This is a genomic window from Streptomyces sp. VRA16 Mangrove soil (assembly GCF_017377775.1).
Taxonomy (GTDB): Bacteria; Actinomycetota; Actinomycetes; order Streptomycetales; family Streptomycetaceae; genus Streptomyces.
The window spans coordinates 238,421-257,524 of the sequence record NZ_JAFVLN010000003.1 but is presented as its reverse complement, the minus strand read 5'-3'; the positions used below and the strand labels follow the sequence as shown (position 1 = coordinate 257,524).

Here is a 19,104-nt window from a genome sequence, read left to right as displayed (position 1 = left end):
AACTTCTGAGCGGGCTCTGAGGATGACCCCTGCGGGCCTTCCTGTGGCGAATCCGGCACATTTCTCAGAGGAAACTCAGAGCGAACGGAGAGATCCTGGTACGGCCATGAGCCAACGCCCCGCAGCTATGACCCGCCCCGACGGCACCCCCGTGCGCGTGCTCGTCGTCGACGACGAACCCGACCTCGCCGAGGTGGTCACCGGTGCCCTGCGCTACGAGGGCTGGGACGTGCGCTCCGCCGCCACCGGCCGCGCCGCCGTCGACCTCGCCCACGAGTTCCGGCCCGACGCCGTGGTCCTCGACATCATGCTCCCCGACCGCGACGGCCTGACCGTGCTGCGCGAGCTGCGCGCCGCCCAGCCGCACGTCTGCGTACTCTTCCTCACCGCGCGGGACACCGTCGAGGACCGCATCGCCGGGATCACGGCGGGCGGCGACGACTACGTGACGAAGCCGTTCGCCCTGGCCGAGCTGGTCGCCCGGGTGCGCGGACTGCTGCGCCGGGCCGGCATGACCCGCGAGCGCGCCGCGACCGCCCTGCTCACCGTCGGCGACCTGGAGATGGACGAGGACGCCCACGAGGTGACCCGCGGCGGCGCACCCGTCGATCTGTCGCCCACCGAGTTCCAGCTGCTGCGCTGCCTGATGCGCAACCCGCGCCGGGTGCTCAGCAAGACCCAGCTGCTCGACCTCGTCTGGTCGTACGACTACGGCGGCCAGGCCCATGTCGTCGAGCTCTACATCTCGTATCTGCGCAGGAAGATCGACGCGGGCCGGGAGCCCATGATCCACACGGTGCGGGGCGCCGGCTACGTGCTCAAGCCGGCGGCCCGGTGAAGGGGCCGCACCTGCCGCGGACCCTGCGCGGCCGGCTCACCGCGGGCCTCGTCGTGCTGCTCGCCGTCAGCTGCGCCGCCGTCGGGATCGCGGCCGTCCTCGGCGTCGGCGGTTTCCTCACCTCCCGCCTCGACCAGCAGCTGCAGGACGCGGGCAGCACCTACCCGGCCAGCCTGGAGCACAAGGGCACCGGGCAGGGCGGCCACGACGACCACGACGGCGACGAGTACGGCGACACCCGCCGCCAGATCACCGGCACCCTCGGTGTCCGGCTGGTCGACGGGACCGTCACCCGGGCCGCCGTGGTCCGCGCCGACGACAACCAGGCCGTGGAGCTCGACGCCGCCGACGAGGCGCGGCTCGCCGCCGTGCCCGTCGACGGCCAGGGCCACACCGTCGAGCTGTCCACGCTCGGCGAGTACCGCGTCGTCGCGACCCAGGGCCGCGACGGCGACGTCCTGATCACCGGACTGCCCCTCGAACCCGTCGAGACCACCGTCCACGAGCTGGAACTCGTCGCGGGCGTCGTCTTCGGCATCGCCCTCGTCGTCACCGGCATCGCCGGCGCCCTGTGGGTGCGCTGGTCGCTCAAGCCCCTCAACCGGGTCGCCGCCACCGCCACCCGTGTCAGCGAACTCCCGCTCGCCAGCGGCGAGGTCGCGCTGCCCGCCCGCGCCCCCGAGACCATGCCGCCCGACAGCGAGATCGGCCGGGTCACCCTCGCCTTCAACCGCATGCTCGGCCATGTCGAGAACGCGCTGACCCAGCGCCAGCGCAGCGAGGAGCGGCTGCGCAGCTTCTCCGCCGACGCCAGCCACGAGCTGCGCACACCCGTCGCCGCCGTCCGCGGCCACGCCGAACTCGCGCTGCTGCACCCGGGCCCGGTGCCGCCGGAGGTGACCCGCGCCCTGGAACGCATCGCCGCCGAGTCGGGCCGGATGGGCGCCATGGTCGACGACCTGCTGCTGCTCGCCCGCCTCGACGCGGGCCGCCCGCTGGAGCGCGAGCCGGTCGACCTGACCCGGCTCGTGCTCGACGCGGTCGACGACGCACGGGCCGCGGGCCCCGACCACCGCTGGTCGCTCCGGCTGCCCGAGGAGCCGGTCACGGTGACCGGCGACGCCCACCGCCTGCACCAGCTCCTCGCGAACCTCCTCGCCAACGCCCGCCTGCACACCCCGCCCGGCACCCAGGTCACCACGACCCTCACCACCGCCCCCGACGCGGTGCTGCTCTCGGTCGCCGACGACGGACCCGGCATCCCGGACGACGTCCGCGACACGGTCTTCGAGCGGTTCGTCCACGGCGACCAGCGGCGCGGCGAGGGCGGCGGCACCGGCCTCGGCCTGTCCATCGTCGCGGGGGTCGCGGAGGCCCACCGCGGCTCGGTCGCCCTGGCCACCGAGCCCGGCGCGACACAGTTCACCGTCCGGCTGCCCCGGCTCACCGAGGGCCCGCCCGCGCCGCGGCTCAACCGCAGCGGTCGACCGGAGTGACGGCCACCACCGCCGCGCCGGGCACGGTGACCCGCTCCTTCGTGCCGCCCTGCACATCGACCCGCAGGCGGACCCCGCCCCGGCCCGAACCGAGGAACTCCCCGCACCGCTCACCGGTGGTGGTGGTCACCCGCACCAGACTGTCGGGCGCCGGCTCCGTGGTGAACCAGGCGACGCCCACCCCCGCCGCCGCGAACAGCAGGCCGCCCGCACAGCACACCGCCGCCCAGCGCAGGGACCGCGTCACCCGCACGATCTCGCTCTCCGTCCAGCGCCGCAGCGCCTGACCCGCCAGCAGGATCCGGTCCCCCGGCCGCCCGTGGGCCGCCCGCACGGAGAGCACGGCGCCGCCGACGAGCAGCACGAACGCCGCGGCGACGAGCGCGGACGCCACGTCGCGTGCCCCGTCCGGGAGTTGACCGAGATCGTCGCGGCCCTTGAGCGTCACGAGCACGGCGAGCAGCGAGGCCAGCCCCGCCAGGCCGTTGCGCCACCCCTCGGCCTGGCGCCTGAGCTCGGGCAGTTGCTGGAACTCCTGCTCGCGCGCGAGCAGCGACCACCGGCGCTCGGACCCCGCGCTCACGCCGGATCCACCGCCGCCACACGCCAGCTCGCCCCGCACCCCACGAAGACGGCGTCCCCGGGCATCAGCGGGTGCGGGTGGCCGCACTCGCAGTAGTGCCACTCATCGGCCAGCGCGGCCAGATCGCCCGCGAGCCCGGGACCCGGCTGCTCCCCCTTGAGCCAGGAGAGCAACCCCTTCGTGCCCGACCCGGGCACCCCGCGCCGGTACTCGGTCCGCGTCCGTCCCTGGCAGCCCGGGCAGCGGCCCTCCAGGACGACGCCCAGGCCGTCCGCTGTGCGCCGGCCCGTGAAGCGGGTGGTCGCGGTGCCGAGGTGCTGCTCCGCGTACGCCGTGTCGAAGGCGTGTGGGACCGCGGAGGCGGTGGGGTCAGTCATGGACGTCCTCGGTGATGTGGAGATCGAACAGCGCCGCGTACAGCCGCAGCCGCTCCGCGACCCAGGTCGGCGACTCCCCGACGGCATCGGCGGCCCGGGCGATGTCCGCCGGCCCGACCCGGCCGTCGAGCGCCGGGCCGTCGCCGTTGAGATACCGGGTGAGGATGATCAGGTCCTGCCAGAGCGGGACGGTGTCGGGGGCGGCGGACAGATCCGGCGGCGGGTCCGGGAGGTGCGCGACCAGGGGAAGGTAGGGCGCGTAACGGGCGACCGTCTCACTCGCGGTGTCACCGATGCGGGCGGCGGCGCGGACGAGGGCGAGCGGGCTGACGCGGTGCGAGCCGTCCGGACTCGTGGGCCAGAATTTCTGCAGCACATGCAGGTCGTAGCCGTCCGGTTCCTCTTCGCCCAGCCGGTCGACGGCGTCGTCGCCGAGCTCGGGGAGCAGGGCGCCCATGGACCGCAGGGGCAGGAGCGAGTCCAGCGCGGTGGCCGCGTCCACCCCCATGCTCCGGGCCCGGCGCGCGAGCCGTGGCGGTGTCAGCGGGACCCACACGGCCTCGCCGTACTCGTTGCCGTTCAACTCCCCGTACTCGTCGACGTATCCGAGCAGGGCGTCGCGCTCCGCCTCGATGGGCTGGTGATCCAGGAGTTCCCCGGGCACGTCCGGAATGCACAGGCCCAGCTGGTCGGCCACGGGGCGGACGAGTTCCAGCACACCGCGCAGGGGCTCCTGCAGAAGGCAGGCCGCATTGAAGAGCGTGGCCGTACCGAACCGCTCCGCGGGATAGTCGGACTCCTCCATGGGCGGGTACTCCCGGCCGCTGAGCGCGTACCGCAGGCGCAGCGGGAGCTGGGGCCAGCGCTGGGCCAGGCGGTGGGCCCGGGGGATCGGGGCGCCGAGGGTACGCAGCTGGTCCACGGACGTGTCGTCGCAGCCGATCAGATTCGACAGAAGAGGTGGGGCGGTCACGTCGAAGGACCGGCCCATGCTGCGGTCCGCGTACTCGACGGTGGTCTCCGTCGGACGGATGTACCACGCCGGATGCTCCGGGGACGCGAACGCAGGCCGGTACGTGAGACCGAGTGCCGCGCTGAGCCGGGTGAGGTGCCCCTCGGCCTCTCCCAGAAAGAGGCTGCGCTGCGAGGCGAGCTCCACCGTCGCGGACCAGGGGAGCGTGTGCTCCCCCAGCCAGGAGAAGCGGTACCGCGAGAGGAAGGCGAAGTCCTCCTCGGAGATGTCCATCCAGGGCAGGACGTCGGCCAGGTCGAAGGCGGTCCAGCCCAGCCATGCGTGGGCCGCGACGACGTCGAGGACGGCTTCCGGCGAGTCCCCGGTCTCTTCGCAGATGTGGCGGATGTCGGACGCGTGCACCGGGGGTGTGGGGGAGTACCCGAGCTTCCGGACGAAGAGGCGGTCGAGTTCCGCCGTGTCGCAGACGTGCCGACGGTACTGATCGGGTACCTGCGGCACCTGCGGCAGCCCGAAAGGCTCGAACGGCACGATCTGTGCGGCCAGAGTCGCCAGGGGCATGAGGAGCTTGGCCGAGGCCCTGGGTATGTCGTGGAGTTCGCCGGGGATCCACGGACCCTGCCGGTACTCCTCGTAGCCCGACCATTTGCTGGTCAACTGTGCGACGAAGTCGGCCTGTTCACCGCTCGGCACCCAGTCCAGGTCGACGGGCCGCGCCGGGTCCTGCCGAGGAACCCAGCAGTGGGCCGCGATGCCGAGGGCGCGGCGCCGGCGCATCGCCCCGGCCAGCGGCACCGCGTTGTCCGCCGCGTACTGGACGACGTCGGGCCACGACTGCTGCACCTGCGAGCCGAGATGTCCGTCGCCCGGCCGCGGGACCGGGTGTCCGGTCAGCCGCCGGGGACTCGGCGCCGATCGACGGTGGCGCAGGACCGCGCCTCGCCAGTCCTCCCAGGCACGGAACTCCGGCGAGTACCTGTTGTGCATGAGGCGCGCGTCCGGATGGAACCAGCCCACGGCGTCCAGCTCATGGACCGTCCCGTCCCCGTCCCGCACCCGCAGGCCCCGGCCGCGCCACTCCTCGCCCAGCACGACGGCGACCGCCGGGTTCGACCGGTCCAGTTCCCACACCCATTCCATCGTCAGGCGCGGCCACGCCGACAGCGCGGCCGCGCCCTCGCGCCACCGCTCCGTCGCCCACGCCCGGTCGAAGTCCTGCAACTCCTTCCGGCTGACGCTGAGCACGCCCGCGTGCTCGCCGGTCAGATTGAGCACGCAGCCGAAGGGCTTGCGGTCGGTCACGATGCCGTCGCAGAGCACGGCCCCTTCGCCGGACACCCACCACAGCACCCCGGGCACGGCTTCCAGATGCTCCTCGGGGACGGCGGGCGACGGCTGCAGCACGCCGGGCCGCCAGGTGTGGGAGCCACCCTCCGCGTCCCGCGCGGTGAGCGTGAACTCGGCGATCCTGACCAGCTCCCGCAGCACGGAGACGCACGAGGCGCCGCCCGCCAGCGCACCCTCGCGCAGATACAGCCGGACCCGCGTGCCGCCGTCGGCCAGCCCGTCCGCCCCGCTGTGCTGCTGGATACGGAACAGGCTCCCGCTGCTGGGAATGTCGACCCGCAGCGCGTGCTCGGCCGGAATGCCCTCGGGGCTGACCTGCCGGGTGACGATCGTCATCTCCTCGGCGAGCATGAAGTAGCTGAACACCCCGATGCCGAAACGGCTGTTGGGGTACAGGCGCAGGGCCGGATCGTGGCGCAGCCAGCGTGCCTGCTCCCGGCGGAACGTCTTGGAGCGCTCGAAGCGGCTGCCCGCCCGGGTGAAGGTGTGCTTGAGCTGCTCGGCGCTCATCCCCACCCCGTTGTCACGGCACTCGACGTAGCGCCCCCGCTCGTCCTCGCCCTCGCTGAACGTGATCTCGCCCGTCCAGTGGCCCGTGTCCGTGCCCCGCGAGCGCAGGTACCGCCAGCGCATCGCCCGGTACCGGCAGGCGTCCATCGCGTTCTGGTACAGCTCGCGCAGCGCCAGGTTGGGCTCGCCGCCGTACAGCTGCTCGCCCATCAGCAGCTCGCGCACCTCCGTCTGCGCGAGATGGAAGCGCAGGAGCGGCACCTCGTAGGAGGGCCGGCCCGCCGTGAGACTCGGCCGTACGTCGCGGTCGGTCACCCGCTGGGGCAGACACGCCAACAGGGCCGACTCGGGCGCGGGCAGGTCTCCGGCCAGCCCGGCGGTCTCCTCGGCCAGCTCGTCCGCCCGCTCCACGACGGCGGTCAGCGCGGCGTGCACCGCCTGGTGCGGGCACAGGGCGTCCAGGTGCAGCACCTCGCCCTCGCGGGCCCAGCCCAGCTCGCGGAGGGCCCCGATGACCTGCCCCGGCATCACCGGATCGGAGACGCCGAGATGCTCCGCCACCACGTCGGGGAACGTCCGCACGTCGACCGCCAGGACCGCCGCGAGCCGCAGCAGCCCGGTCAACGGGCGGATCCGCAGCGCCCGGTGGCCCTCGGGCAGCAGGACCTTCTCGGGCGCCGCCGTCGCGGCCGGCGGCTCCTCCGTCCCCAGGCCTGCCGCCATCGCGGACAGCGCCTCGGCGGGCTCCTGCGCGCGCTCCGGGCTCACCCCCATGGACTCCAGCAGCCGCCGGGCGAGGGCGGGCGCGACGGGGGCGTCGTCGGTCTCGAAGCGGTCGGCGATCCAGCGGTGGACGAGCCACATCGTCACCGCCGCCGTGTCCCTGACGCGGCCACGGGCCCGGCACTCGACGGCCCGGCGGGCCACCGACTGGTGCTGCTCGGCGATCTGCTCGTAGTGCCTGCGGTACGCGTCCGCGCCCGGCTTGCGGGCCGACACGTACGGGTCGACCTCGGCGGCCTGGCTGAGCCGCTCCGCCCACGCGACTTCTCGCAGGAAGACGACGGTCACCAGGGACGCGACCTCGATCGCGGACAACTCCGCGGTCGCGGGCAGCAGTTCGGGCAGCCGCTGGTGCAGCAGCCGGACCACGAACGTGTCGTCGGCCCAGGGGTCGTCGTGCGGCAGCCGCTCCTGGGCGTGGTGCAGAGTGCGGGCGCACTGCTCGACGAAGTCCGCCAGGCACTGCCGGAAACGTGCCGCCTCCCCGTGCTGCCCCTGCGGGACCCGGTCCCACAGCGGGGTGTCGAGCGCCGCCGCGAGCCAGTCCTCCTTGAGGGAGCGCCCGGGGCAGATCTCCGTGCCCCGGGCACGGGCCTCGTCCTGGGTGACGTACTTGATCGCGGGGGTCTGGGTGATGCCGCCGACGCGGCGAGCCGTCCGCTCGGTGGCCCGGCGCGCGGCGGTGAAGACCTCCGTGACCGTACGGGCCGGACTGAGCGGGCCCAGTGCCTCGGCGAGGCCCTGGGTGAAGAAGCTGCCCTCGGGGCCGTAGCCACTGCGCTCGCCGCGCGAACACCCGGTGAGGACGGCGTAGTCACCGGTCGGCGGCCCACTGTCGGTGTTGCTGCCGAACGGGACGCCGTCCTCCGTCTCACCGGCCCGGCACGCGTCGATCACCCACAGCACGGTCCCGGCCTTGCAGCCCTTCAGGAGGGGGCTGATCCCGGCGTGCAGCAGCGAGTCCGAGTACACCTCGTGCCAGACCCCGTCCTCGGGCCAGACGGCGTCCGCCGGGACCAGGTAGTCCTGTCCGGCGATGCGGATGCCGTGCCCGGTGAAGTAGAGCAGCAGCGTGCCGTCGGCCGGGATGTCCCGTGCGCACTCGTACACCCGCCGCTTCAGCTGGCTCAGGTGAGGGTCGAGCAACGTCTCGACGGTGTAACCGGCGGACCGGAGGGCCGACTCCATCAGCTGGAGATCGGCATGGACCACCGCGTCCAGCTGTTCGAGGCCGTCGGCCTGCTCCGGTACCTGCCCCACCCCTAAGAGGAGTGCCTTGCGTACGTCGTTCATGTCCCTCCCGCCCAGAGCGACATGATGACATCCGGGACCGACAGGGACCTCAGTAACGGGTGAGGGCCGTCGCTCCGCCGGTCGTCCCGATCGCGATGTGCGGCGCCCGTCCCGGCTTCACCCACGTCATGATCCGCCGCATGGCGTCCTGCGGCACGGAGACGCAACCGGCCGTCGCCGCCCGCCCGTTGACGTGCAGGAAGATCCCGGCGCCGCGCCCGCGCACGGGCTTGTCGTAGTTGAAGCCGATCACGAGCGCGTACGCGTACTGCGTGGCGTAGTCGGCCAGGTGCTCGGACTCGGCGGCCCGGCAGTCGGCCGGGCGGGGCTGGGTCCAGCGGTTGTAGGAGCGCGAGTCGTTGTCCTGGCACCACCAGGACGTGCCGCGCACCCGCTTGTAGGCGACCGAGGTGCCGCCGGGCGCCGCCTTGTTGCCGAAGGCGAAGGGCAGGCCGTAGAGCCCGGCCGGGGTGGTGTTCGTGCCCTGCTTGCGGTGGGTCCCGGCGACGAGCCCCTTCGCCCCGAACCGCGCGGGCGCCGAACCGGCCTCGACCCAGCGGCCGTCCGGGCGCCGGTCCCACCAGGTGACCGTGCCGGAGGTGGCCGACGCGCGCGGCGCCTCGGCGGTGATGAGCTGGCTGCCGCCGCCGGTGTCCGCCATCCGGGCGGGCAGCGGAACGGCGGCGGACGCGGGCGGGGCGGCACCGAACGCGGCGCACGCGACGACAGTTGCGGCGATACCTGCTCGTAAAGGACGCATGGGTCAGAAGGTAGCGGGCGGCAGCGGCAACGGCAGCCCCGGAAGTCCGTCCAGGCTGGTTCCGATGTACTCCTTCTTCTGGAAGTAGGCGTCGAGTTCGGCGTCGTCCTTGCGCACGAAGAAGTCCCCGTGGAGGGAGCGCTCCTCGTCGTACGTCATGAAGGGGACCGCGTATCCGCAGGTGTCCCGGATGTGTTCGGCCCGTACGAGGATGATCGCGCGCAGCCCGTTGCGCGTCGGGTCGAAGTCGCCGAAATGGCCGAGCAGCTCGGTGAAGCGCGGGTCGTCGCGGAAGACGGGCTCGCCGCGGCCGTGCACCCGGACGATGTTCGGCGGGCCCTGGAAGGCGCACCACATGAGCGTGATCCGGCCGTTCTCGCGCAGATGGGCGATGGTCTCGGCGTTGGACCCGGCGAAGTCCAGATAGGCGACGGTGAGTTCGTCGACGACGGCGAAGGAGCCCTTGAGGCCCTTGGGGGAGAGGTTCACCGTGCCGTCCCCGGAGAGCGGCGCGGTCGCGGTGAAGAAGACCGGCTGGGACTCGATGAAGGTGCGCAGTCGTCCGTCTATGCGTTCGTGGCTCTTTCCCATGCGGGGATGATGCCCCGTTCACCCCGCGCGCGAGGCGGCGTTTCGCATCGCGGACCAGCCGCTCGCCGAGCGGCATCCCGGCGGCGACGGGCGGGTGGCCCGGCACGGCGGCCTACTGATTGACGAATCATGCAGTCCACTGCATACTCATGCACAGCGATACAGTGACCCCGCGACACCGCGACACTGAGACCGGCTTGAGGAGCAGAGCACGTGAGCAGCAACACCGGCGATGTCCGCCTCTGGGGCGGCCGGTTCGCCGACGGTCCCGCCGAGGCCCTGGCGAAACTCTCCGCCTCCGTCCACTTCGACTGGCGCCTCGCCCCGTACGACATCGCGGGCTCCCGCGCGCACGCGCGCGTGCTCACCAGGGCGGGCCTGCTCACCGAGGACGAGCTCACCCGCATGATCGCCGGGCTCGACCAGCTGGAGCGGGACGTCGCGGACGGCTCCTTCGTCGGCACCATCGCCGACGAGGACGTGCACACCGCCCTGGAGCGCGGTCTCCTGGAGCGGCTCGGCGTCGACCTCGGCGGCAAGCTGCGCGCGGGCCGGTCGCGCAACGACCAGGTGGCGACGCTCTTCCGGATGTACCTGCGGGACGAGGCCCGGGTCATCGGCGGTCTGATCGCCGACCTCCAGGAGGCCCTCGTCGGCCTCGCCGAGGCGCACCCGGACACCGCGATGCCCGGCCGCACCCACCTCCAGCACGCCCAGCCGGTGCTCTTCGCCCACCACGTCCTGGCCCACGTCCAGGCCCTGTCCCGGGACGCGGAGCGGCTGCGGCAGTGGGACGAGCGCACGGCGGTCTCGCCGTACGGCTCGGGCGCGCTCGCCGGTTCCTCGCTCGGCCTCGACCCGGAGGCGGTCGCCGCGGACCTCGGCTTCGAGCACGGCTCCGTCGGGAACTCCATCGACGGCACGGCCTCGCGCGACTTCGTCGCCGAGTTCACCTTCATCACGGCGATGATCGGCGTGAACATCTCGCGGATCGCCGAGGAGATCATCCTCTGGAACACGAAGGAGTTCTCCTTCGTCACGCTCCACGACGCCTTCTCCACCGGCTCGTCGATCATGCCGCAGAAGAAGAACCCGGACATCGCCGAGCTGGCGCGCGGCAAGTCCGGCCGCCTCATCGGCAACCTGACGGGCCTGATGGCGACGCTCAAGGCGCTGCCCCTCGCCTACAACCGCGACCTCCAGGAGGACAAGGAGCCGGTCTTCGACTCCTGCGACCAGCTGCGGCTGCTGCTCCCGGCGTTCACCGGCATGATGGCCACGCTCACCGTCAACCGGGAGCGCATGGAGGAGCTCGCCCCGGCCGGCTTCTCGCTGGCCACCGACATCGCCGAGTGGCTGGTCAAGCAGGGCGTGCCGTTCCGCGTCGCGCACGAGGTCGCGGGCGAGTGCGTCAAGGTCGCCGAGTCGGAGAACAAGGAGCTCGACGAGCTCACCGACGACCAGTTCGCGAAGATCTCCGAGCACCTCACGCCCGAGGTCCGCACGGTGCTGAACGTGCCGGGCGCGCTCGCCTCCCGCGACGGCCGCGGGGGCACGGCGCCCAGCGCGGTCGCCGTCCAGCTCACCGAGGTCAAGCAGGACCTCGCGGTCCAGCGGGCCTGGGTGGACGCGAAGAAGTAGCCCGCCGGCGTCGAAAGACGCGGCGAGCAAGCACAGAACAGGGCCCGGTTCGTCCGTACGTGGACGAACCGGGCCCCGTCGCATGCCTACGGCGCCCGCGACGCGTGCCTACGGGCGTCAGCGGCGGGCCCGCGCCCCGCCCCCGTAGCTCGACAAGTCCATCAGCAGCCCGATCAGCACGACCAGCCAGCCGATGCCGCGCACCCCGACGACCGGCGCGTACGCGAAGACGTACCCCAGCGTCGTCCACGGCAGCAGGATCAGGCCGAACAGCGGCAGCAGCACACCGTTGAAGGCGCGGTCCACGAGGTTGGTGAACAGCCACGTGATCACGAGCGCGACGCGCGGCCCGATCGCCGCCATGGCCGCGAAGATGCAGCACCCCATCCCGGTACCTCCCGTAAGGCCCGCTGCCGGAACGTCCCGGCACTCCCGACAGTCGTAACACCGCGTGAGGAGGCGGGCCACCGGGGTGACCCGGAGCCCGAGCGGCAGAATTCGGTGAGACATTGGTGTCTCATCTGCTCTATTCTTGTCTCATGTCAGTCGATCGCGAACAGGTGCTGCGCAGCGCCGCCGCCCTGCTCACCCGCAAGTCCACGGCCACCATGGACGAGGTCGCACGGGCCGCCGGCATCAGCCGCGCCACCCTGCACCGCCACTTCGCCGGCCGTGACGCGCTCGTGCGGGCGCTGGAGAGCCTGGGCATCCAGGAGTGCGAGACGGCGCTCGACCGGGCCCGGCTCGGCGAGGGCCGGGCCGAGGACGCGCTGCGCCGCCTGATCCAGGAGATCGAACCGGCGGCCCCGCTGCTCGCCTTCCTCACCACCGAGAACCAGCTCTTCGAGGGCGAGGGGCAGAACGCGGGCTGGGAGCGGCTCGACGGCCGCATGGTGGCGCTCTTCCGGCGCGGTCAGGAAGCGGGCGAGTTCCGCATCGACCTGACACCGGCCTGGCTCTGCGAGGCGCTCTACGGCCTCATCGGCAGCGGCGCCTGGGCCGTACAGGACGGCCGCGTCGCGGCCAAGGACTTCTCATACATGATCGCCGAGCTGCTGCTCGGCGGCGCCAGACGGAGCGTGGAACCATGACCGGCACACAACAGCGCACACCCGAGACGGAGGTGGCGGCCCGTCCCGGACGGTGGCTCGCCCTCTCCGTCCTGGTGCTGGCGGTGCTGCTCGTCGCCGTGGACGCGACGGTCCTCGGACTCGCAACTCCCTACATCAGTGAAGACCTCAAGCCGTCGGGCACCCAGCTGCTCTGGATCGGTGACGTCTACTCGTTCGTCATCGCCGGTCTGCTCGTCTCCATGGGCAGCCTCGGCGACCGCATCGGCCGCAAGAAGCTGCTGCTGACGGGCGCGGTCGCGTTCGGCGCGGTCTCGGTGCTCAACGCGTACGCGTCGTCGCCGGGGACGATGATCCTGGCGCGCGCCCTGCTCGGTGTCGCGGGCGCGACCCTGATGCCCTCGACCCTCGCCCTGATCCGCAACATCTTCCACGACCCGCGCGAGCGCTCCCTCGCCGTCGGCATCTGGGGAGCCATGGCCTCGGCGGGCACCGCGGTCGGCCCGGTCGTCGGCGGCTTCCTGCTCGAACACTTCTGGTGGGGCTCGGTCTTCCTGATCAACCTGCCGGTGATGGCGGTCCTGGTGATCGTCGGCGCCAAGCTCATCCCCGAGTCGAAGAACCCGGTCCCGGGCCCCTGGGACCTGCCCAGCGTCGGCCTCTCCCTGGTCGGCATGATCGGTGTCGTCTACGCGGTGAAGGAGGCGGCGGCGCACGGCTTCAACTGGGACGTGGCGGCGACGGCACTGATCGGCGCGGCGGCCCTCGCCTCCTTCGTGCGCCGCCAACTCACCCTGTCCTCGCCCCTGTTGGACATGCGCCTGTTCCGCAACCGGGGCTTCTCGGGCGCGGTCCTCGCCGACCTCCTGACGATCCTGGGGCTCGCGGGCCTGATCTTCTTCCTCTCGCAGTTCCTCCAACTGGTGCAGGGGCGCGAGCCGTTCGAGGCGGGCCTGGCCGAACTCCCGGCCGCGGTCGGCGCGGTGGGCGCCGGTCTGATCGCCGGTACGGTGGCACGCCGCTTCTCGGTGCGCGCCGTGGTCGCGGGCGGGCTCGCGGCGGTGGGCCTGGCCCTGGCCGCCCTGACGACCCTGAGCCAGTCGACGGGCTACCCGCTGCTCGGCTCCGCGCTCCTGGTCGTCGGCATCGGCGCCGGATTCTCCTTCACGGTGACGGCCGACGTGATCCTCTCCAGCGTCCCCAAGGAACAGGCGGGCGCGGCGTCGGCGGTCTCCGAGACGGCGTACGAACTCGGCGCGGCCCTCGGCATCGCCGTGCTCGGCTCCATCGTCACGGGCGTCTACGCGGGCTTCACGGCCCCGGCGGGCACCCCGGCGGACGTGGCGTCGGCGGCCCATGAGTCCCTGGGCGGCGCGGTCGAGGCGTCGTCGTCCCTGCCCGCGGCCCAGGCCCACGAACTCCTCGCCTCGGCCCAGGGAGCCTTCGTGGACGGCCTCCAACTGGCGGCCGGCGTCGGCGCGATCGTCCTCCTGGCAACAGCGGTGGCAGCCTGGTTCATGCTCAAGGGCCAACACCTGGAGAACTGACCGCCCCAGGCAATCCGCCGCCGGCCCCCACCCGCCTCGGCCAATCCGCCGCCGCCCGTGTCCCCACCCGCCTCGGGCAGGCCGCCGCCGGCCGTGTCCCCACCCGCCTCGGCCAATCCGCCGCCCGCCCCCACCCGCCTTGGGCAATCTGCCGCCAAGGGCGGCAGGGTGGGCAAGGCGGCACCCCAGCGCCGGGCAGGCGCTCCAGCAGGCCCCCGCCCACGGCCCGCCCACAGCCCACCCGCGGCCACAAAAAGGTTCGGGCCCACCGGAAGAAATCCCGGTGGGCCCGAACCCGGATGAACAGCGGAGCGCTACGCGGCCTTGGCCTTGGTGGCGTACATGTCCACATACTCCTGTCCCGACAGCCGCATGACCTCGGCCATCACGGAGTCGGTCACGGCCCGCAGCACATACCGGTCACGGTCCATCCCGTCGTACCGGGAGAACTCCATGGCCTCGCCGAACCGCACGGTCACCCGCCCGGGCCGCGGCATCCCCGCCCCGCCCGGCTGCAGCTTGTCCGTACCGATCATGGCGAACGGCACGACGGGCGCCCCGGTCATCAGCGTCAGCCGCGCGATCCCCGTACGACCGCGGTACAGCCGCCCGTCGGGCGAGCGCGTGCCCTCCGGATAGATGCCGAAGATCCTGCCCTCTTCGAGGACGCGACGGCCGGTCATGAGCGCGGCCACACCGCCGTTGGCGCCGTCCCGGTCGACCGGGATCATGCCGACGCCGGTGAAGAACCAGGCCATGAGACGGCCCTTGAGTGACGTGCCGGTGACGTACTCGTCCTTGCCGATGAAGCACACCTGCCGGTCGCACACGAGCGGCAGGATCATCGAGTCGATGAACGTCAGGTGGTTGCCCGCCAGAATGACGGGGCCAGTGCCCGGGATGTTCTCGGCGCCTTCCACACGGGTGCGGAACATCAGGCGCATGATCGGTCCGAGCACTGCCTTGATGAGCGCGAAGCGGGACAACGGGCCCTCCGATGTCAAGGGATTCGGTTGGGAACGACCTGGGATCGGCCGTGAGGTCTGTGCAGGTGAGGACGATACTCGCGCGCCCCGCCCGGCCGCACATCGGGTTCACCGAGTGGATACGCAGAGTTGACCTGGGTTCGCACACCGTTGGTACACCGGTGACCCCCAGGAGTCACCCGGCATCACCCTCCCGTTCCGTACGAGGTCTCCCGTTCGTCACTCCCACCCACCTACGATCGGGACCGCTTCGACAGGTGCAAGGCACAACTGTTCGGGAGGAGTGCTTCATGGGGAACGAGAAGTCACAGGCGGCACGGGGGGACCGGACGACCACGGGGGTAGGCCGCCGCTCCCTGCTCGGTGCGGCGGTGCTCGGTGCGGGCGCGGCCGCCCTGGCCGTGCCCGGAACGGCGAGAGCCGCCGACGCCGACAGTGGCACGCATCACGCGGCGAACGGCCGCGGGATCAAGGGTCTGCCGGTGCCGACCGTCGTCGGGCACCGCGGCGCCAGCGGCTACCGCCCCGAGCACACGCTCGGCTCGTACCAGCTGGCGCTCGACATGGGCGCCCATGTCATCGAGGCCGGTGACCTCTGCCCGACCAAGGACGGCCACCTCGTATGCCGTCACGAGCCGGAAATCGGCGGCACCACGGACGTCTCGGCGCACCCGGAGTTCGCCGGCCGCAAGACGACCAAGGTCATCGACGGGGTCTCGACGACCGGCTGGTTCACCGAGGACTTCACGCTCGCCGAACTGAAGACCCTGCGCGCCGTGGAGCGCATCCCGGGCACCCGCCAGCACAACACCCTCTACAACGGCCGCTGGGAGATCCCCACCTTCGAGGAGGTGCTCGCCTGGCGCGCCGAGCAGAGCAGGAAGCGCGGCCGTGAGGTGTGGATCTACCCGGAGACCAAGCACCCCACCTACTTCCGCAAGCTGGGCCTCGGCCTGGAGGAGCGGCTCGCCAAGATCCTGCGCGCCCACGGGCTGCACAAGAAGAACTCGCCGGTGATCCTGCAGTCCTTCGAGCCGACCAGCATCCAGCGCCTCGCCAAGCTGGTCGCCAACCCGAAGGCCGTGCTCCTCTCGACGGCGAACTCCCGCCCCGCCGACTTCGTCGACATCGGCGACCCGCGCACCGTCGCCGACCTGATCACGCCCAAGGGCCTCGCGGAGATCGCGACGTACGCGCAGGGCATCGGCCCGACCCTGGACCTGATCATCCCGAAGGACGCCTCGGGCAAGCTCACCCAGCCCACGACGCTCGTCGAGGACGCGCACGCGGCGGGCCTGATCCTGCACCCCTACACGATGCGCAACGAGAACACCTTCCTGCCGGCCGACTTCAAGAAGGGCACGGACCCGAACGCGTACGGCGACGCGTTCGGCGCCTTCAAGGCGTACTACGCCACCGGGATCGACGGCGTGTTCTCCGACAACTGCGACACCGCCCTGCTCGCCCGCGAGGACTTCGTCAACGGCTGAGCCGCGAGCGCCGGTTGGAGTGAGCGCGGGCCGGTCCGGCAACCACGTGCCGGGCCGGCCCGTCCCGTCGTACATGACCCACAGCTACGACACCACGGTGATCGAGACCCTGCGCCCCCTCCTCGCGGCCGAGGCGCACGCCGAACTCCCCGCCGCCGATCTGGACGACCTGGAACAGGACGTCTGGCTGCGTCTGCTCGAACAGCTCGCCGCCCAGGACCCACCGCCCGACCCGGCCGCCTGGCTCACCGCGACGGTCCGGGCGGAGGCCCGCCGGCTGCGCCGTACGAGCGTTCACGAGCGGCCGTACGCCACCGAGCCCGCCGCCGACGCGGGGGAGTCGGACCCGGAACTGCGCGCCCTCGCCCGCGAACGGGCCAGGGACCTGCACGCCGCTGTACGCCGTTTGCCGGGACGCTGCCCCCGCCTCATCGGTGCCCTGCTGTCCCCGCAAGACCCCACGTACCGGGAAATCGCAGGCGAGTTGGGTATCTCACAGGGCAGTCTTGGGCCGGAACGTTCCAGATGTCTGGGATGCCTGCGCAGAATCATGGCCTCCGAGGTTGCGCCGCGGGCTCACCGGGGAAAAGGGTGAAGGAAAACCGGCGGACAGGTGAGCGGGAGGCATGCACACATGGGCATGAGCGTGACCATCTCTGCGGCGACCGAAGCGGATGCCGAGCAGATCCTCAAACTGCAGTACCTCTGTTACCAGAGCGAGGCGCAGCTCTACGGGGACTACTCGATCGAGCCGCTCACGCAGTCCCTGGAGTCCCTCAGGGCGGAACTGGCGGGCGGCACCGTCCTGGTGGCCCGCCTCGGTGACGAAGTGGTGGCGTCGGTCCGCGGCACGACCGACGCGGACGGCACGGCGCACATCAACAAGCTGATCGTCCACCCGCGCATGCAGCGCCACGGCCTCGGCGGCCGCCTCCTGGCCGCCATCGAGGCGGACCTCGGCACGACGGGCACCGCCAAGCGCTTCGAGCTCTTCACGGGCCACCGCAGCGAGCACAACCTGCGCCTGTACCGCAAGCACGGCTACGCTCCGGTGACCAGCAAGAAGGTCGACGAGCGGCTGACGCTCGTCACGCTGGCGAAGGACTCGCAGACCCCGAGCCTCTCGGCGGTCTGACGGCAGCGGCCCGCCCGGCCGTCCGCGGGCTCAGCCCGAGACGGCCGGCGCCTGCTGCCGCTCGACGCCCTTGCGCAGCCAGTACATCGCCGTGACCGGCAGCAGTACGGGGATGAACAGATACTCCATCCCGTAGTCCGACCACACGGTCTGGTCCGGGAACGCGGCGGAGTCCACCACCGTCCACGTACCGACGACGATCACGCCCGCCAGCTCCAGCGCACAGCACACGAACGCGGCCCGCCGCGCCGTGTCCCCGCCGCGCACCAGCGAGTACGTGATGAAGCAGTAGACGAGCCCGGCCACCGCCGACAACGAGTAGGCCAGCGGCGCCTTGTCGAACTCGGTCGAGATCTGGAAGACGGACCGCGACACGGCGCCGACGACCATCACGCCGTAGAGCCAGACGAGCAGCAGCCCAGGGCCGCCGATCAGGCGCCGGCGCTGCTCGGAGCCGTTCTCCGGGCCCGTCTGCGCGCCGTTTTCCGTGCCGTTCTCCGTGCCGTTCTCGGAAGAGGTCACAGCCACCTCATCCTCCCCAGATGTCGTAGAGCCGCACTTCGAGAACGGCGAGGACCACACCGCCCGCGGCGACGGTCACCGACCCCCACCGCGTCCGCTCCGCCAGCGACATGAACCCGGCGGCCGGCACACACGCGAAGGCCCCGATCAGATACGCGACGAAGATCGTCGTGCCCTGCGCGGGCTTCTCGCCCCGCGCCAGCTGCACGATCCCGACCACGAGCTGCACCAGCGCGAGCACCGACACCACGGCCATACCGATGAAGTGCCAGTCCTTGGTCGGCTGGTCGCGGTAGGCGGCGAAGCCGCACCACGCGGCGAGCGCGAGCGCGGCGAGACCCGTCACCAGGGTCAGGACATCAAGCATGGCCGAGAGCCTATTACGGGCCAAAAGACCTGCTGCGCGCGCCCCCGTCGCGGCAAAGTGAGGCGAGCGCGAAGCGCTCTCGGGCAGGGCGGTGGTGGGATACGGGCGGGCGTACGCTCGGGAGCCATGAAGATCACCGCTGACGCCCTGCTGTTCGACAACGACGGAACCCTGCTCTCCTCCATGGAGTCGGTGTACCGCTGCTGGACGCGGTGGGCCGAGGAGTACGGGATCACCGCCGAGGACTTCGCCGCGGTCGAGCTGCACGGCCGCCCCGCCGCCGAGATCGCCGCCGACCTGCTGCCCGCCGGGAAGGTCGCCGAGGCCGTCGCCCGCATCGAGGAGCTGGAGGTCGAGGACGTGCCCAACGGCGGCACCCACGTCCTGCCCGGCACCCTCGACCTGCTCCGCTCGCTGCCCGCGGGCCGCTGGGCCGTCGTCACCTCCGCGACCCGCCGCCTCGCCGAGGCCCGGCTCGCCGCCGTCGGCATCGAGCCGCCGCTGCTGATCGCCGCCGACGACATCACGCGCGGCAAGCCCGACCCGGAGCCGTTCCGGCTCGCGGCCCGCAAGCTGGGCGTGGACCCGGCCCGTTGCGTCGTCTTCGAGGACGCCCCCGCCGGGCTGACCGCCGGGCACGCCGGCGGCATGCGGACCGTGGCCTTGACCACAACGCACGAGGCGCACGAGCTGGTCGCCGATGTCGTGGTGAAGGACCTCTCGGCCGTGTCCGCGCTGGTCACGGAGGCCGGCGTGGAGATCACCGCCACCCCCTGAGCCGTCCCACGAATCCGC

Annotated in this window: 18 protein-coding genes; 9 read left to right on the top strand and 9 right to left on the bottom strand. The window is 72.1% G+C overall.

All coding sequences use genetic code 11. The annotated features are described in order from the left end of the window. Positions 1-106: 106 nt before the first annotated feature. Positions 107-838, top strand: coding sequence for a response regulator transcription factor (locus J3486_RS10570; protein ID WP_307804768.1), 732 nt, complete (start codon positions 107-109; stop codon positions 836-838). Then, positions 835-2,334: a HAMP domain-containing sensor histidine kinase gene (locus J3486_RS10565; RefSeq protein ID WP_207819945.1), complete on the top strand. Its 1,500-nt coding sequence runs from the start codon at positions 835-837 to the stop codon at positions 2,332-2,334. Before J3486_RS10570 ends, J3486_RS10565 begins: the two co-directional genes overlap by 4 nt. On the opposite strand, the gene J3486_RS10560 is transcribed toward J3486_RS10565, so the two are convergent. The 5 genes from J3486_RS10560 to J3486_RS10540 are packed head-to-tail and all read right to left on the bottom strand — an operon-like array spanning position 2,309 to position 9,551. Next, positions 2,309-2,917, bottom strand: a complete 609-nt coding sequence (locus J3486_RS10560; protein WP_207819944.1) for a hypothetical protein — start codon at positions 2,915-2,917, stop codon at positions 2,309-2,311. The two genes, J3486_RS10565 and J3486_RS10560, sit on opposite strands and share 26 nt — an antisense overlap. Next, positions 2,914-3,294 (bottom strand): hypothetical protein, encoded by a 381-nt coding sequence (locus J3486_RS10555; RefSeq protein ID WP_207819943.1) that lies wholly within the window; start codon positions 3,292-3,294, stop codon positions 2,914-2,916. The genes J3486_RS10560 and J3486_RS10555 overlap by 4 nt, the downstream gene beginning before the upstream one ends. Continuing rightward, on the bottom strand, positions 3,287-8,200 hold the full coding sequence (locus J3486_RS10550) for a caspase family protein (protein WP_207819942.1): 4,914 nt from the start codon (positions 8,198-8,200) through the stop codon (positions 3,287-3,289). Before J3486_RS10550 ends, J3486_RS10555 begins: the two co-directional genes overlap by 8 nt. Before the next feature lie 49 nt (positions 8,201-8,249). Continuing rightward, the gene (locus J3486_RS10545; protein ID WP_207819941.1) at positions 8,250-8,960 is read right to left on the bottom strand and encodes a L,D-transpeptidase; all 711 of its coding nucleotides are present in this window, start codon (positions 8,958-8,960) and stop codon (positions 8,250-8,252) included. Between the two features lie 3 nt (positions 8,961-8,963). After that, on the bottom strand, positions 8,964-9,551 hold the full coding sequence (locus J3486_RS10540) for a pyridoxamine 5'-phosphate oxidase family protein (protein WP_207819940.1): 588 nt from the start codon (positions 9,549-9,551) through the stop codon (positions 8,964-8,966). Between the two features lie 213 nt (positions 9,552-9,764). Between J3486_RS10540 and argH the strand changes: the two genes are divergently transcribed. Beyond that, entirely contained in the window at positions 9,765-11,192 is a 1,428-nt protein-coding gene (gene argH, locus J3486_RS10535; protein ID WP_207819939.1) for an argininosuccinate lyase, read from the top strand. 117 nt (positions 11,193-11,309) lie between these two features. On the opposite strand, the gene J3486_RS10530 is transcribed toward argH, so the two are convergent. Further along, positions 11,310-11,555, bottom strand: a complete 246-nt coding sequence (locus tag J3486_RS10530; protein ID WP_207819938.1) for a hypothetical protein — start codon at positions 11,553-11,555, stop codon at positions 11,310-11,312. Positions 11,556-11,731: 176 nt separating this feature from the next. On the opposite strand from J3486_RS10530, the gene J3486_RS10525 reads away from it, so the two are divergent. Beyond that, on the top strand, positions 11,732-12,283 hold the full coding sequence (locus J3486_RS10525) for a TetR/AcrR family transcriptional regulator (protein WP_229377818.1): 552 nt from the start codon (positions 11,732-11,734) through the stop codon (positions 12,281-12,283). Next, a complete protein-coding gene (locus tag J3486_RS10520) occupies positions 12,280-13,809 on the top strand; it encodes an MFS transporter (RefSeq protein WP_207819936.1) in 1,530 nt (509 codons plus the stop codon). Before J3486_RS10525 ends, J3486_RS10520 begins: the two co-directional genes overlap by 4 nt. A gap of 314 nt (positions 13,810-14,123) precedes the next feature. On the opposite strand, the gene J3486_RS10515 is transcribed toward J3486_RS10520, so the two are convergent. Then, positions 14,124-14,753, bottom strand: coding sequence for a 1-acyl-sn-glycerol-3-phosphate acyltransferase (locus tag J3486_RS10515; RefSeq protein WP_229377890.1), 630 nt, complete (start codon positions 14,751-14,753; stop codon positions 14,124-14,126). Between the two features lie 332 nt (positions 14,754-15,085). Between J3486_RS10515 and J3486_RS10510 the strand changes: the two genes are divergently transcribed. The 3 genes from J3486_RS10510 to J3486_RS10500 all read left to right on the top strand — a co-directional run bounded on the left by J3486_RS10510 (position 15,086) and on the right by J3486_RS10500 (position 17,420). Then, positions 15,086-16,285 carry a glycerophosphodiester phosphodiesterase gene (locus J3486_RS10510; RefSeq protein ID WP_207819934.1) on the top strand — a complete coding sequence of 400 codons (1,200 nt, stop codon included), beginning with the start codon at positions 15,086-15,088 and terminating at the stop codon, positions 16,283-16,285. A 73-nt stretch (positions 16,286-16,358) separates the two neighbouring features. Further along, the gene (locus J3486_RS10505) at positions 16,359-16,880 is read left to right on the top strand and encodes a sigma-70 family RNA polymerase sigma factor (RefSeq protein WP_207819933.1); all 522 of its coding nucleotides are present in this window, start codon (positions 16,359-16,361) and stop codon (positions 16,878-16,880) included. Positions 16,881-16,919: 39 nt separating this feature from the next. Beyond that, a complete protein-coding gene (locus tag J3486_RS10500) occupies positions 16,920-17,420 on the top strand; it encodes a GNAT family N-acetyltransferase (RefSeq protein WP_207819932.1) in 501 nt (166 codons plus the stop codon). A 30-nt stretch (positions 17,421-17,450) separates the two neighbouring features. On the opposite strand, the gene J3486_RS10495 is transcribed toward J3486_RS10500, so the two are convergent. Both J3486_RS10495 and J3486_RS10490 read right to left on the bottom strand, forming a co-directional pair. After that, positions 17,451-17,855: a hypothetical protein gene (locus tag J3486_RS10495; protein WP_207820275.1), complete on the bottom strand. Its 405-nt coding sequence runs from the start codon at positions 17,853-17,855 to the stop codon at positions 17,451-17,453. Between the two features lie 94 nt (positions 17,856-17,949). Further along, positions 17,950-18,309 (bottom strand): hypothetical protein, encoded by a 360-nt coding sequence (locus tag J3486_RS10490; protein ID WP_207819931.1) that lies wholly within the window; start codon positions 18,307-18,309, stop codon positions 17,950-17,952. Between the two features lie 126 nt (positions 18,310-18,435). On the opposite strand from J3486_RS10490, the gene J3486_RS10485 reads away from it, so the two are divergent. Further along, positions 18,436-19,086 carry an HAD family hydrolase gene (locus J3486_RS10485; RefSeq protein ID WP_207819930.1) on the top strand — a complete coding sequence of 217 codons (651 nt, stop codon included), beginning with the start codon at positions 18,436-18,438 and terminating at the stop codon, positions 19,084-19,086. Positions 19,087-19,104: the final 18 nt, after the last annotated feature.

Excerpts from the sequence above, each read along its gene's own strand:
- J3486_RS10570 (WP_307804768.1), top strand. The coding sequence starts at position 107 with ATGAGCCAACGCCCCGCAGCTATGACCCGCCCCGACGGCACCCCCGTG.
- J3486_RS10555 (WP_207819943.1), bottom strand. The coding sequence starts at position 3,294 with ATGACTGACCCCACCGCCTCCGCGGTCCCACACGCCTTCGACACGGCG.
- J3486_RS10550 (WP_207819942.1), bottom strand. The coding sequence starts at position 8,200 with ATGAACGACGTACGCAAGGCACTCCTCTTAGGGGTGGGGCAGGTACCG.
- J3486_RS10545 (WP_207819941.1), bottom strand. The coding sequence starts at position 8,960 with ATGCGTCCTTTACGAGCAGGTATCGCCGCAACTGTCGTCGCGTGCGCC.
- J3486_RS10540 (WP_207819940.1), bottom strand. The coding sequence starts at position 9,551 with ATGGGAAAGAGCCACGAACGCATAGACGGACGACTGCGCACCTTCATC.
- J3486_RS10530 (WP_207819938.1), bottom strand. The coding sequence starts at position 11,555 with ATGGCGGCGATCGGGCCGCGCGTCGCGCTCGTGATCACGTGGCTGTTC.
- J3486_RS10525 (WP_229377818.1), top strand. The coding sequence starts at position 11,732 with ATGTCAGTCGATCGCGAACAGGTGCTGCGCAGCGCCGCCGCCCTGCTC.
- J3486_RS10520 (WP_207819936.1), top strand. The coding sequence starts at position 12,280 with ATGACCGGCACACAACAGCGCACACCCGAGACGGAGGTGGCGGCCCGT.
- J3486_RS10515 (WP_229377890.1), bottom strand. The coding sequence starts at position 14,753 with ATGCGCCTGATGTTCCGCACCCGTGTGGAAGGCGCCGAGAACATCCCG.
- J3486_RS10510 (WP_207819934.1), top strand. The coding sequence starts at position 15,086 with ATGGGGAACGAGAAGTCACAGGCGGCACGGGGGGACCGGACGACCACG.
- J3486_RS10505 (WP_207819933.1), top strand. The coding sequence starts at position 16,359 with ATGACCCACAGCTACGACACCACGGTGATCGAGACCCTGCGCCCCCTC.
- J3486_RS10500 (WP_207819932.1), top strand. The coding sequence starts at position 16,920 with ATGGGCATGAGCGTGACCATCTCTGCGGCGACCGAAGCGGATGCCGAG.
- J3486_RS10490 (WP_207819931.1), bottom strand. The coding sequence starts at position 18,309 with ATGCTTGATGTCCTGACCCTGGTGACGGGTCTCGCCGCGCTCGCGCTC.
- J3486_RS10485 (WP_207819930.1), top strand. The coding sequence starts at position 18,436 with ATGAAGATCACCGCTGACGCCCTGCTGTTCGACAACGACGGAACCCTG.